12 protein-coding genes and 1 pseudogene are annotated in these 14,014 nt (G+C 53.3%); 5 read left to right on the forward strand and 8 right to left on the reverse strand.

What is annotated here, in order from left to right; all coding sequences use genetic code 11:
* Positions 1-14: 14 nt before the first annotated feature.
* Positions 15-413 carry a hypothetical protein gene (locus tag KNP95_RS03355; RefSeq protein ID WP_021066446.1) on the reverse strand — a complete coding sequence of 133 codons (399 nt, stop codon included), beginning with the start codon at positions 411-413 and terminating at the stop codon, positions 15-17.
* 146 nt (positions 414-559) lie between these two features.
* Between KNP95_RS03355 and KNP95_RS03360 the strand changes: the two genes are divergently transcribed.
* The 3 genes from KNP95_RS03360 to KNP95_RS03370 are packed head-to-tail and all read left to right on the forward strand — an operon-like array spanning position 560 to position 3,724.
* Positions 560-1,492 carry an ABC transporter ATP-binding protein gene (locus tag KNP95_RS03360; protein ID WP_021066445.1) on the forward strand — a complete coding sequence of 311 codons (933 nt, stop codon included), beginning with the start codon at positions 560-562 and terminating at the stop codon, positions 1,490-1,492.
* Between the two features lie 5 nt (positions 1,493-1,497).
* Positions 1,498-2,637 carry an ABC transporter permease gene (locus KNP95_RS03365; RefSeq protein ID WP_021066444.1) on the forward strand — a complete coding sequence of 380 codons (1,140 nt, stop codon included), beginning with the start codon at positions 1,498-1,500 and terminating at the stop codon, positions 2,635-2,637.
* Positions 2,624-3,724: an ABC transporter permease gene (locus tag KNP95_RS03370; protein ID WP_214835438.1), complete on the forward strand. Its 1,101-nt coding sequence runs from the start codon at positions 2,624-2,626 to the stop codon at positions 3,722-3,724. Before KNP95_RS03365 ends, KNP95_RS03370 begins: the two co-directional genes overlap by 14 nt.
* A 42-nt stretch (positions 3,725-3,766) precedes the next feature.
* Here the strand turns inward: KNP95_RS03370 and KNP95_RS03375 are convergent, their stop codons facing one another.
* The gene (locus KNP95_RS03375) at positions 3,767-6,451 is read right to left on the reverse strand and encodes an HD domain-containing phosphohydrolase (protein ID WP_353048971.1); all 2,685 of its coding nucleotides are present in this window, start codon (positions 6,449-6,451) and stop codon (positions 3,767-3,769) included.
* Between the two features lie 202 nt (positions 6,452-6,653).
* On the opposite strand from KNP95_RS03375, the gene KNP95_RS03380 reads away from it, so the two are divergent.
* Positions 6,654-6,962 (forward strand): PadR family transcriptional regulator, encoded by a 309-nt coding sequence (locus KNP95_RS03380; protein WP_021066441.1) that lies wholly within the window; start codon positions 6,654-6,656, stop codon positions 6,960-6,962.
* A 5-nt stretch (positions 6,963-6,967) separates the two neighbouring features.
* Positions 6,968-8,152: a chromate efflux transporter gene (gene chrA / locus KNP95_RS03385; RefSeq protein WP_214835440.1), complete on the forward strand. Its 1,185-nt coding sequence runs from the start codon at positions 6,968-6,970 to the stop codon at positions 8,150-8,152.
* A gap of 35 nt (positions 8,153-8,187) precedes the next feature.
* On the opposite strand, the gene KNP95_RS03390 is transcribed toward chrA, so the two are convergent.
* The 6 genes and pseudogenes from KNP95_RS03390 to tagH form a co-directional block, all read right to left on the reverse strand.
* Entirely contained in the window at positions 8,188-8,691 is a 504-nt protein-coding gene (locus KNP95_RS03390) for a YdcF family protein (protein ID WP_214801061.1), read from the reverse strand.
* Positions 8,692-8,770: 79 nt separating this feature from the next.
* Positions 8,771-10,012 (reverse strand): DHHW family protein, encoded by a 1,242-nt coding sequence (locus tag KNP95_RS03395; protein WP_214801059.1) that lies wholly within the window; start codon positions 10,010-10,012, stop codon positions 8,771-8,773.
* Positions 10,013-10,030: 18 nt separating this feature from the next.
* Entirely contained in the window at positions 10,031-11,464 is a 1,434-nt protein-coding gene (locus KNP95_RS03400) for an MBOAT family O-acyltransferase (RefSeq protein ID WP_214751580.1), read from the reverse strand.
* 24 nt (positions 11,465-11,488) lie between these two features.
* On the reverse strand, positions 11,489-11,968 hold the full coding sequence (locus KNP95_RS03405; RefSeq protein WP_021066436.1) for a hypothetical protein: 480 nt from the start codon (positions 11,966-11,968) through the stop codon (positions 11,489-11,491).
* A gap of 77 nt (positions 11,969-12,045) precedes the next feature.
* A complete protein-coding gene (gene wecB, locus KNP95_RS03410; protein WP_214835442.1) occupies positions 12,046-13,152 on the reverse strand; it encodes a non-hydrolyzing UDP-N-acetylglucosamine 2-epimerase in 1,107 nt (368 codons plus the stop codon).
* A gap of 80 nt (positions 13,153-13,232) precedes the next feature.
* Positions 13,233-14,009: pseudogene (gene tagH / locus KNP95_RS03415) on the reverse strand (teichoic acids export ABC transporter ATP-binding subunit TagH); the annotation flags it as partial.
* Between the last annotated feature and the right edge of the window lie 5 nt (positions 14,010-14,014).

Consider the following 14,014-nt stretch of genomic DNA (forward strand, 5'->3'; position numbering starts at 1 on the left):
ACTCTGAGGAAAATTCAAACGTAATGCTCTTTGACAAGAACCCGGAAACGCGGTCGGACGGTCAACTCGATCGTCGTCACCGTGCGGTTCCGGTCCTCGTTCATGACGATCAACAGTTCGCCGTGATCGCGTCGATCCTCGAGCACCTCGACTTTCCCGACCGTTCGCAGCAGCTGATAGTACAACAACTCCCCCGACGCGTCTTTGACGTTCACCTCAAACTCGTGATAGCTCGGGGAGATTTTAAAATAAAATGACTCCGTCCCGTTCGAGAAACGGAACACCGACTCGTCATAATAAAACGGGAGTGTCGTATCCATCCGCTTCGGCTCGACCGTACAAAACAACGCCCACGCCATCTCATCTGGAAACTTCTCGCTCGACTCTTCTTTGTTGAACTGCCACCCTTTCATCGCGATCCCTCACTTCAACTTCCATTAATTGTCTGAATAATTCGACTATTATAATTCATTCGTCATTGGGTTCGGAAGTTCCTGCAAACGGGAACAAAACATTGTATGCTTTTTCACGTTCCTGATTTGAAAGGAGTTGCGTCCACGTGTCTATCATCGCGCTCGACCATGTCACGAAACGGTTCGGTGAGACAATTGCCTTGAACGACTTTTCACTTCACGTCGAGGCCGGCGAGTTGTTCGGCTTACTCGGACCGAACGGGGCCGGAAAGACGACCGCCATTTCTGTCATGCTGAACTTATATCCTGCCGACAGCGGTACCATCCAGATTTTCGATCATTCGATGCCAAAAGACGAGCAGACGATTAAACGGCGCGTCGGTATCGTCCCGCAGCATGTCTCCGTGTACGACCAGCTGACGGTGTTCGAGAACATTCAATTTTTCGCCGAGCTGTACGGGTTCAAACCGGCCGAGGCCAAACAAAAGACCGTGGCCGCCCTCGACTTCGTCGAACTCACCGCGCACCAAAAGAAACGTCCGCCGGAACTGTCCGGGGGGCTCCTTCGTCGTCTCAACATCGCCTGCGGCATCGTGCATGAACCAGAACTTATCTTTATGGATGAACCGACCGTCGCCATCGACCCGCAGTCACGCAACACCATCCTCGAGAACATCCGTGAGTTGAATCGACGCGGGGCGACGATCATCTATACGTCCCACTATATGGAGGAAGTCGAGATGCTCTGCGACCGTGTCGCCATCGTCGATGAGGGACGGATTATCGCCGAGGGCACGCAAGATGAGCTGAAAGATCAAGTCATGACGCTCGAGACGGCCCGTATCAAAGTCGACGCCCTCACTCCGGGCCTCTTGGAACGACTCGAATCGCTCGAACGGGTGAAGAAAGTCGATTACGAGGAACCGTTCCTCGACGTGTCGCTCGAGAAGGACACCCCGCTCGCCCCGTTGCTCGACGTCCTCCATGACGAGCGGGTCCGCTTCACCTCGATTACGGTCGACCGTCCGTCCTTGAATACCGTCTTCCTGGCCCTGACCGGTAAGACACTTAGGGAGTGATGACGATGAAACTATGGACGTTCATCAAATATGATGTCAAACAGCAACTGCGGGACCGCTCGACCTTGTTTTGGATGCTCATCTTCCCAATCATTCTCATCTTCGGGCTCGGAACGATGCTGTCGGCCATCTTCAATAGCAACTTCTCGCTCCCGGTCACGGACGTCGCCTACGTCGAACAGTCGACGGATGATTATCGGGTGCCGCTCGAGACTTTTCTCGCCGACGACGACATCAAAGCATTCATCAATCTCGTCCCGTACGATAGTATCGCCGCTGCTGAAACCGGCGTGAACGATGGCGACGCCGACGTCATCCTCCATTTGGACGGTCCCGACGTCCGTCTGCTGTACGAGGAACCGTCGACAATCGAATTTGACGTCATCGAGGCCATTCTCCGGCAATATACGGACGTCGCCAATCAGCAGATTATGCTCGCTGAGGCAGGTGTTTCCGCCCCGTTCGAGCCCACGACGTTCATCGACAGCGAGAGCGTCGATTTGTCGGGTCGGACCCCGACATCACTCGAATATTTCACCGTCACGATTTCCATCATGACGGCACTGTTCGGTGCATTCTACATTACCGGCATGCTCAGTGAGGAGAAGCCGATGACCGGGAGTTATCTCCGGATTCAAGCCGCTCCCGTCAAACGGATCGAATATCGCCTGGCTCGCAGTTTGAGCCGATACACACTCATCTTCCTGCAACTCGTGCTCGTGTTTTGGTTCAGCCACTTCGTTTATCGCAGCTTCTCACTCGATTATGTCGAGTTCGGGCTCTTGTTTATCGCTTGGCTCGCCCTCGCCTTATACGGTACCGCGTTCGGTTTTCTCGTATCGAGTCTGCCCCGTCTCTCGCGCGGTACGAAAGATGCGATCGTCAACGGGTTCGTCGCCATCATCATGATCCTTTCCGGCGGTTACGTCCCTGGTTTCGATCAAGTGACGCTGAGCGTGGCACCGTGGGCCCAATACGTCTTCATGCCGATCTTTATGCGGGAAGGCATGCTCCAGGTGCTTCTGCGCGGTGGGGATACGACCGTGTTTTGGCAGAGCCTTGGTTGGCTCTCCTTGCATCTCCTCGTGTTCGCCGTCCTCAGTCTCTTGCTTTGGAAAGGGGTGAACCGTCGTGGTGCTATTTAGACATGTCGCCAAGCGCATGCTGCGGAAAAAAGGGCTATGGGTGTTCACGTTCGTCTCCGTATTCGGTTTCGGCTTGATTCTATCGTTCCTCAGCTCGACGTCGGCGTTGAACGCCTCCATCGGCATCCTCGACCGGGATGGCGGGACACTCGCCAATCGTGTGATTGAAGAAGCGGGACGGTTCGGTTCGGTGACACCGCTCGAGACGGACGAGACCGATGAAGCGTTACTGCAAGGACAAGACGTCGTCCTGACGATTCCGGACGGATTCACCGAGGCGCTCTTGAATGGCGAGACGCCGCGTCTCTCGTTCAGCGCGACCGAAGGAAGTGACGCCGCGTTGATCGAGCAAGCGCTCAACTCGCACCTGTCTCGTGAACGGCAGTTACTGATTGCAAGTGATTTTGACGAAGAGCGTTTCAACGAACTGGCCGATCTTGAGACGGAGAACGGCTATACGCTCTCGAGCGAGCCGTTTCAACAGAGCGTGGTGGCGACGGCGCGAACGCAGGCGTTCCTCGGTCTACTGTCGTTCGTCATGATGTCGGCCTTTCTCCAGTTCATCCCGTTGTTCGTCGCCGACGACCGGGACGAGAAAATCTATTCCCGCCTGTTCGCCGCCCCGGTCACACCGCGGCGTTACATCGGTTCGTTGTTCGTATCGTTCTGTGCGGTCGGGTTGCTCTACGTGCTCATGTTGCTCGCCTTCAGTGCCGTTCTCTATCGACAAGACATTCTGGCTCACCTGCCTGTCCTGACGTTGTTGTTCATCGTCTATTTGTTCGTCTGTCTCGCCATCGGGTCGCTCATCGCCATCCTCGCGACGAATCGGGAGAAAGCGAACATTTGGCAGACGTCCGTGACGATGGCAGCGGCCATCACCGGAGGCGCCTTCATCAGTCTGACGTGGCTTCCGGAGACGCTCCAAGTCGTCGGGCGCTTCTTGCCGACGTATTGGTTCAACTACGGGGTCGCCCAGATGTATGAGGACCGTTTCCCGGTCAACTCGGTCCTCATATTGCTCGGGATGGCGCTCGTCATCTTCCTCGTCATCGCCTGGGCGTTGAAGAAGCGACCGCTCACATGAAAACGGAGAGCCGCGATGGCTCTCCTTTTTCTAATGCTTCAATCACCGCTGCAACGTCGGCACGACTTTCTTGAAGAACACCTCGACGAGTTCAGGGTCGAACTGCCGGCCCGCTTCTTCTTCGATGACCGCGAGCGCCTCATCAAGCGTCTTCGCTTTCCGGTACGGGCGTCCCGTCACCATCACGTCGAACGTGTCGGCAATCGAGATAATTCGTGCCGCGAGCGGAATCTGCTCGCCGCTGATCCCTTTCGGATATCCTTTCCCGTCCCACCGCTCATGATGGGCCAGCACGATTTCGGATAGTGGCCCATACTCCGGCACCGTGCTCAAGATGTTATAACTCACTTCGGGATGACGTTTGATTTCACGCCATTCCGCCTCAGTCAACATCCCAGGCTTGTCTAAAATCTCATTGCTAATCGCAACTTTGCCGATATCGTGAAGCGTTGCGGCCGTAACGAGCTCGTTCACTTCGGCGCTCGTGAAGTTCATCGCTTGCCCCAGTTGTCGTGACAATTCGGCGACGCGCTGTGAATGGGCCTCCTCGCGCGGAATCTTCTCATAAAGCGTCCGCATGATGAGTTGAATCGAGTAATGTCGCCGGCTCTGTTTCTCGGAAACCTTATGGTGGTACATTCGATCTTCGGCCAAGTTGAACACTTCGGAAATGGAGAGCGAGTCGTCGACTTTCACCGCTTCCCCGAACGATGCCGAGATCGGCAAGCCTTCAATCGCTTTATCGTGAAACAGCTGACTCAAACGTTCTGATAGAAGAATTGCCTCGTCGCGCGACGTGTTCGGCATGATGATGACGAACTCATCACCTCCGATTCGAGCGACCGTATCCTTGCCACGAATCTCACGCTTGAGCGTCATCGTCGCTTCAATCAACAAACGGTCCCCGACGAGATGACCAAACGCATCGTTCGTCAACTTTAATCCGTTAATATCAACGACAATCAAAGCGAGCGGATAATAGCATGGTTCGTCGTATGTGATCAGAGCCTCATCGAAATATCGACGATTTTTTACCCCGGTCAATTGATCGTGATAACTCAAGTATTCGATTTCCATCTCATATTTTTTCTTCTCGGTCACATCGCCGATATAGCCGTGCCAGAGGACGTGACCTTCACCGAGCTTCTCTGGACGCGACGATCCTAAAATCCACGTCGTCCCCCCGTCCGGTGTGATGACACGGAACTCCGCGTCCCAAATCGTCAAATTCTCATACGACGCCTCGATACTCGCCATCACGTTCGGGTAGTCATCGGGATGAATCTTCGAGAACACGAGCTCCGGGTCGTCCTTCATCTCCTCGAATGTGATCCCGGTCAACACTTCGAATCCTCGGCTAAAGAACGGAAAATGGAAACTGCCGTCCGGTCGGCGCTCAAACTGATAGATGGCACCAGGGACTTGATCCGATAGTTTCGTGAGCAAACGGTCCCGCTCGGCGAGTTCTTCCTCGAGCTGGACCCGCTCCGTCACGTCTTTGGCGACGGCATATATATAATTGCCTTGTGCCTTTGAATGCCATTCGATTGAGCGATAGTCCCCGTCGACGGTCCGGTATCGGTTGATAAAGCGGAAGATGTCTTGCCCTTCCTCAAGCAAGGCGAACGCTTCATTCGTCTTCTCGACGTCATCGGGATGGACGAGGCTCGTGAAGTCCATATTCTCGAGCTCTTCGAGTGGAAACCCGAGCACGCGCTCCCAAGCCACGTTCAAATGGAAAATCTCATGATTTTTATTAGACATGATGCATTCCAAATCGACAGTCGCAAACCCTTCGAACATCGATTCTTTCGCATCTCCGATTTGCCGGTCTGCTTTCGTCATCTGTTCAAGGATGTGCACGATGTACAACTCAACGAGACCGAGCCGGCTCGCTTGTTTATTTCCTTGCATGACAATCGTCAAATCTCCATAAAATACGCCATCCTTCTCGATTTTGAATAAGATGACTTGACCGAGGTCAAAGATACGCAAAATATTTTTGATGAGCCGCTTCGGCAGCACACCTTCGACGAGCGGTAAAATATCGTCGAAGATAATCGGGCTCGGCGCTTCTAACAACTTCAATCGTTTTGGACTCATCGGCCATTTTCGTCCGACCGGATGGAAGCCGAGTACGTCGAGACTGCGTTCGAGCAGCTCATCGATTCCCGACAAGGCAACGGTCGAGTACGTATTGCCATCGTCATCGACTAGATTGAGTGTCACGGCCTTGGCCCCGGTGAAACCACGAATCTGATCGAGAAAATGTTGGTTCATCAATAGTTCGCGCCCGGTCGTGACGAACCGGTGTGACACGTTGACGAGTTGCTTCAGTGCATTGTTCTCTTGGACGTGTGGCGTAATGTCATGGAACAACGTCGACACGTACCCCGGACGTTCACTGAACACGGACAACTCATACCAAGCCTTGTTGCGGCGGGAGAAATGTTCGAACGTGATCGCTTCCCCACTATCCACGGCCCGTGCGACTTGGACGATCCACTCCCGCTCGCTGTACTCAAAGTCTTTCAACTTGTCGGTGATGCGCCCCCCGAGAAAGTGTTCGCGCTTCGCCTTCATGATGCGCTCGAACGCCTCGTTCACTTCATGGAACTCGTAATCGACGGGCTCCCCCGCCTCATCGTAGAGCACTTTAAATTCGACGTAGCCTTGGGGCATATGGCGCAACAAGGATTGGAATTTGGTTTGGTTTAGGTCTGCCACGTCGGTTCCTCCTCTGCTTACTTCTATTATTCAGTTTACCTCATTTTTTATGAATTCCCTATATTTGCCGAATCGATTCTTGTGAATCGGTTACATGAAGTTTTTGTAAAGGTACACGTTCGACGGTTGCATAAATTTGCTTAGGTTGTTACACTGATTTCGACATCCGATATCGAAAATCGATTTCAAGGAGATGATGTACGTGGAAGACCGCGTCCTTCGCAAGCTGTTCCTCGGCTTTATTCATATTCACATCTTGCATCATGCTGCCGAACATCCGGTATATGGCGCGTGGATGGTCGAAGAACTTCGAGAGCACGGCTACTCGATCAGTGCCGGCACGCTCTATCCAATTTTACACACGATGGAACAGGATGGCCTGCTCGTCCGGACCAATGAGCTCGTCGGAGGCCATATCCGGAAGAACTATACGACGACCGAAAAAGGTCTCGTCGTATTGGCGGAAGCCCGTCAAAAAGCGTATGAACTATTTAAAGAGATTAAGGAGTGAATCACATGTCTAAACAACGTGTAACGTTCAAGACGTTACTAGAGATTTTATTCGTCTCGACCCGACTCGGACTGACATCTTTCGGCGGACCGGTCGCCCACCTCGGTTATTTCCATGAGGAGTACGTCCGTCGCCGCAAATGGATGGACGAACGTGCCTACGCCGACCTCGTCGCCCTCTGTCAGTTCTTGCCCGGTCCGGCCAGTAGTCAGGTCGGGATTGGAATTGGCATCGTCCGAGGCGGAATTCTCGGCGGGATCACGTCGTTCATCGGCTTCACATCACCGTCCGTCATCGCTCTCATTTTGTTCGCCTTGCTCGTCTCGGGACTCGACGTCTCGGACGCGGGCTGGCTCTATGGGTTAAAAGTCGTCGCGGTCGCGATCGTCGCCCACGCTATCCTCGGGATGGCCGGCAAATTGACGCCCGATGCGAAGACGCGCACGATCGCCTTCTTCGCGCTCGCCGGCGTGTTGTTATGGCAAACTGCCTACAGTCAAGTACTCGTCATCCTGCTCGCCGGTCTAGCTGGATTCTTGCTGTTCAAACCGAACAACTTGGACGTCAAATCGGCGTCGTTCCCGCTCTCGAAACGACTCGGGGCGACACTGCTCGGTCTGTTCGGTGCGTTGCTCGTCATCTTGCCGATTTTACGTGAGACGATTGAAAGTCAATCGATCGCCTTGTTCGATAGCTTCTATCGGGCCGGGGCGCTCGTCTTCGGTGGTGGTCATGTCGTCTTGCCGCTGCTCGAGCGTGAGCTCGTACCGACCGGCTTCTTGAGCGAAGAGGCGTTCCTCGCTGGTTACGGGGCCGCCCAAGCCGTACCGGGACCGCTCTTCACGTTCGCGTCTTACCTCGGGACGGTCATCAATGGTGTGCCGGGCGGACTGCTCGCGACGCTCGCCATCTTCTTGCCGGCGTTCCTGTTGATTCTAGGTGCCTTGCCGTTTTGGGATGCGCTCCGTCGCAACCCGAAAGTCGCGGGCGCACTCATCGGGGTCAACGCCGCCGTCGTCGGGATTTTGATTGCGGCGTTCTATCAGCCGATTTTCACAAGTACCGTCAACGGTGCGGTCGATTTCGTCTTCGCCGCCTTCTTGTTCGCCATGATTGCGTATTGGAAGATGCCGCCGTGGGCGCTCGTCATCGTCGGCGTCATCGGTGGGATGATCATCGGTACGCTATAACACGAAAAAGGGACTTCGCGCTGAAGTCCCTTTTGTCATGCTCGCCATTTCCAGCGCATATAGTTGATGAATAGTTTCACGTACGCCAGCTGTTCACGGGCGACGTATTTCAATTTCGTGGCCGTCGGCGTCTTCGCATAAAGCGCGTCGGTCGATAGACCAAAATACAGCCGCCCGACGAGCCGGGCCCGTCTGACGTGGAAGTCGTTCGTGACGATGGTCAGCCCGGGCGCGCCGTCCCAAATCGGGCGGCTCAACTGAAAGTTCTCCACCGTCGACGTCGACTCCGCCTCGATATGGATGCGGGTCTCGTCAATCCCTCGGGCCATTAATTCCCGGGCAATGACGCGCGCTTCCGCCATCCCTTCATCGGGACCTTGCCCGCCGGAAGCAATCAGTTCGACGTGCGGATACTGGTTCGCATAGGCAGCGGCTGCTTCAATCCGATAGCGCAAAGCGCTCGATGGTCGGATGCCATTCACTTTGGCGCCGAGGACGAGGACGTACCGATACGTCCCGTCGGCGGTTCGTCGTTTCATCTCTCTCACCTGCCTACTTGTTAGTATAGCGACTTCTCGTCAAAAAAAGCCAATCATCGCGTGGATGATTGGCAGTTTGTTAAAAGCTATCTTCGTAATCCCCAGACATTCCGGAGATGCGGTCGTTATGCATGAACAAAACGAGGTCGACATCGTTCTCTTCGACGTAGTCCGTGATATCGACTTTGCCTTCCGCGTAGCGGACGTCAATCGCCGAGACCGTTCCGAACGACTCCCCGAGGAAGCCGAGCACCGGGTTTGCATACGAATCCTTCAAGACGAGCACGTGCAAGTCGTTGACCGGATCTTTCTGCTCGATGCGCAACTGTCCGTAGTTGTCTTTCATGAACACTTTATAGAAATCAGCGAATCGGTTCGTCTCTTCCGCTTCTTCGCGGGCGATGACCGAATGACCGCAATCATCCCCGTTCCGGCATACCTCGGTCGTGAAACCGTCTTTCGGTTCCATCCACTCCAAGTAGTCGAGCTTCTCGACGTATGGAAGGGAAATCTCACGAGCGTATGAGCCGTAGTAAGGCTGCTCGATTTTGAACGTCTCCATGTCGGACGCCTCTAATTTTGGCACGTCCTCATAGTCCTGTTGGAGCCGCTCGATGATTTGCTGATACCCGAGGAATGCGCCTTGCACGTTCCAGTGGTGATCGTTATAGAAATAGATGTCTTCCATCGGCTGCTCAAAGAGCGTCTCTCCGAGGTCGATGAGCTCAAAGTCGGCCCCATCGACCGCGTCATGGAGATTGCCGCGGCTCTCTAAGTCACCACTGATGACGTAGTCCGGAATCATCTCGTTTTGCGCCGCATGGACCGGTTTACTCGGCGCGGACGCGAAGTAGACCGGGACATCCTGTTCTTGCATCGCTGCCCCGAACTCAGGGAACAGACGCTTCATGTTATCGAACCCGCGTACAGGCTCATCAGGACCGATGAGCACCCCATTGTCGAGGGCGAGTACCCCGTTATTGATTTTTTGTTGGAAGACGTTCTTTTGGAAGCCTGCCTGCAGACCCATCCAACGGTCACGTTGAAACACTTGGTCGCTCGAGTAGCTTTCGAACTCTTCCATGTAAGAACCATCCCGCACGGCACTGACCGAGACGTCCGGCTGTTGCGCGAGCTGACGCCCTTCTAGTACCGATACTTCCCGATCCTGACCGAACCAATACGTGGCCAGTCCAAGGAAAATCACTCCTAAAAAGACACCGAGCAACAGAAAATCGGCGAACCAGGATTGTTCGAGCCCTTTCGGCTTTTTCTCAATCGGCCGCGGGCTAGGTTTTCTAGAATCTAATGGCTTCTGCATCATATTGCTCCTTTCTCTTTAGAAGCGGAAGTAGATGAACGGGTTGAACGTGCTCGATACGATATACGAAATCGACAAGAAGAAGAGCACGAGCACACCGCTCACCCGGACGAGCCCGACGATTCGGCGGGTCGCCGTCGTTTTCGTGTCATCGAGTTCTTGACTCAAGAACTTCCCGACGACGATACGTGGAATCGGTGTGGCCGCAATGATGGCGACCAAGAGTACGACCCCATATTGGACCAAGTAGTAGAGTGCTTGTTGATCGAACAGCGGTCCGCCGTGAAGGCCGAACATCGTCTGTAAGTAAGCAATCGCATACGGGAAATCGTCAGCTCGGAAGAAGACCCAACCAATGATGACGACGAACAACGTGAATGACAGCGACAGCCAAGACGGCATCGCCTTCAACCATTTCCCGAGGAATGCACGTTCGAGCATGATGAATACCCCATAGTATACACCCCAGGCGATAAACGTCCAGCTCGCCCCGTGCCAAATCCCAGTCAAGAACCAGACGACAGCCAAGTTGCGGTACGTCTTCCATTCGCCTTGGCGATTTCCGCCGAGCGGGATATAGACGTAGTCACGGAACCAGCTACCGAGTGACATATGCCATCTGCGCCAAAACTCCGAAACAGAACGAGAGATATACGGGTAGTTAAAGTTCTCTAAGAAGTGGAACCCAAACATACGCCCTAGCCCGATGGCCATATCTGAATAACCTGAGAAATCGAAGTAAATTTGGAGCGAATAGGCGATAATCCCGATCCAGGCGAGTGTTGTCGACATCTCTCCGGCCGGCATGCCAAAAATCTGGTCAGCGACGTAGCCAGCGCTGTTCGCTAAAATCATTTTCTTCCCGAGACCGATAACGAAGCGCTGAATCCCAGACACGAAGTCATCAATCGTCTCACGACGGTCGACAATCTCATCGGCGACCGTTTGATAGCGGACAATCGGTCCGGCAATCAATTGCGGGAAGAACGAGACGTATAAGGCCAAGTCAAAGATGTTGCGTTGGACTTGCCCGTCCTTGCGATACACGTCGATGACGTAACTCATCGCTTGGAACGTGAAGAACGAGATACCGAGCGGGAGCGGGATTTCCGGGTCGTTCAACGAGAAACCGAGCACGCTGTTGACGTTCTCGACGAAGAAGCTCGCATATTTGAACACCCCAAGCATCCCGAGGTTCCCGAGCACCATGAGTGTCATCCATAGCTTGATTTTCTTTTCATGATGACGGTCGCGGTCGACGAGCAGTCCGAAGACATAGTTCATCGCGATCGACGCAAGCATAATCAATACAAATCGCGGTTCACCCCAGGCGTAGAAAAACAGACTCGCGACGAGCAAAATCGTGTTTTTAATGGGACGCGGTGAGATAAAGTACAGGCCGAGTACAATCGGCAAGAAATAAAATAAAAAGACGGTTGAACTAAATAGCATATCAGTTAGTCCCTTCCTACAAGATTACTCCTCAAACGAGAGGTATAGATCATCGAGTCGAATCGTCTGAGGCTCCGTCGTCTCAATCACATATTTGTATGAGAGTTTGAAGTACTCTGCCCCTTCGACTTGAGGAATCGACTCCTCGATGTGGTTGTCGCCCGGGTTGAGCGTCAACTTGAAGCGTTTATTCGAGACGCGTTCTTTCTTCGTATACTGCATGAAATACATCTCGAGCTTCACGGTCTTGTCACTGAGCACGTGAATATGCGTATCGAGGCCAATCGTTTGGCAAGGGTCCATCTGCGCGTCCGGCAAAAACATTTGCGACGGCGGAATCTCGAATTTCAAATCGAACAGTTGTACGTAAATCGAGTCGGACTCACTCTCCGGCATGAACGTAACCTCTGTCTTATACCCTTCTTCGCGCATCCGTAAGTGATCCTTCTGGTAACCGCGCGGATAATAATGATAAATCGCAGGGCGGATTCTTTTGACTGCCATATCGTTTCCTCCGTTTTATAAGAAAAGAGTTGCCGTACGCATGTACGAGACAACTCTTATTCTTTTACATTAAGTTATTAGAAGTCTGTTGCCAAAATGGCGTCGACGATGCGACGTGATGCTTCGCCGTCACCGTATGGGTTCGAGGCTTTCGACATCTTCTCGTAAGCCATCGCGTCCGAGAGAAGTTCGTCGGCAAGACCGAAGATGACTTCTTCCTCGACACCAGCGAGTTTCAATGTACCAGCGGCCACGCCTTCCGGACGTTCCGTCGTGTCACGAAGGACGAGGACTGGAACACCGAGTGACGGTGCTTCTTCTTGCACGCCGCCCGAGTCCGTGAGGATCAAGTGCGAAATCGATGCATAGTTATGGAAGTCGAAGACGTCGAGCGGTTCAATCAAGTGGACACGGTCGATATCGTGCAAAATCTCGTTGGCGAGTTCGCGAACGACCGGGTTCATGTGGACCGGATAGACGACTTCGATATCGTCGTATTTCTCAATCAAACGGCGCACAGCGCGGAACATGTTGCGCATCGGCTCGCCGAGGTTCTCGCGGCGGTGGGCCGTGAGTAAGACGAGACGGCGTCCCGATTCACGGATTGAATCGAGCAACTCGTTCGAGTAGTCCTCGCGGACCGTCGTTTTGAGTGCGTCGATTGCCGTGTTTCCGGTGACGAAGATCTTGTCTTCCGGCTTGTTTTCACGAAGCAAGTTCTCTTTCGACGTTTCCGTCGGAGCGAAGTGAAGGTCGGCCATGACGCCTGTGAGCTGACGGTTCATCTCTTCTGGGAATGGCGAGTACTTGTTGTACGTGCGAAGACCGGCTTCGACGTGCCCGACCGCGACTTGATTGTAAAACGCCGCGAGTGATGCCCCGAACGTCGTCGTCGTGTCACCATGGACGAGGACGATGTCCGGCTTCGTTTCAGCGATGACTTCTCCCATTCCTTTGAGGACGCGTGACGTCACGTCGTACAACGTTTGTTTGTCTTTCATGATATCTAAATCGTAGTCTGGCTTGATTTCGAACAACTCGAGCACTTGGTCAAGCATTTGACGGTGCTGCGCCGTGACGACGACGATTGGTTCGACCCCTTCACGTTTCTTCAATTCAAGAACGAGTGGTGCCATTTTAATCGCTTCTGGGCGTGTTCCGAAGACAGTCATTACTTTTTTCATCGATTCGCTAACTCCTCTTCTGTGAGCGGCGGCAAGATATACGTCTCGCCGAGCTCTGTAGATTCGACAACGGTTGTCCGGCGTTTCAACTTATCCGCTTTAAACGCGTCTTGCTGATCTTTCGATAAGTTACGGAACCATTTTAAAAATTTGTTATATTCGCGTGCGACTTCTTCGACCGGCCCGTATTCACGGACCTCGCCGAACTCGAGCCATAGTCCGAGCGTACAGAACTGTCGGACTTGGGACACGGAGTGGCTGATGAAGAAGATCGTCTTGCCTTGATCCTTAAATTCGTTCATTTTGGCGAGACACTTGTCGGTGAACGTTTGGTCACCGACCGAGAGCGCCTCATCGATGACGAGAATGTCGGGATCGATGTTGATGGAAATCGCAAACCCGAGGCGCGATTTCATCCCGCTCGAATACGTCTTGACAGGTTGATGAATGAAATCACCGATATCAGCGAAATCAATGATTTCTGGCGTCAGCTCGGCAATCTCATGTTTCGTCATCCCGAGCATGAGCCCTTTTAATTCGATATTCTCCATCCCGGTCAAGTTCCCGTTCAAGCCAGACGAGATCGCGATGAGCGCCGTCTTGCCTTTCAGTTCAATTTGACCATGGGTTGGCGGCATGACATCCGCGAGCAGGTTCGACATCGTCGATTTCCCTGACCCGTTGATGCCGATGATGCCGACGACTTCGCCCGGCGGCACTTCAAACGTGACGTTCCGGAGTGCGTAGAATTGCTTGCCGTTCGTTTTATTGAGGAAAATCTCCTTCAATTTGTCGGTCGGCTTGTTGTATAACGTATAACGTTTTGACACGTTCTCAAATTTAACTTGGTACATGATAGCCT

It is taken from the genome of Exiguobacterium sp. s36 (assembly GCF_018618345.1).
Lineage (GTDB): Bacteria > Bacillota > Bacilli > Exiguobacteriales > Exiguobacteriaceae > Exiguobacterium > Exiguobacterium chiriqhucha.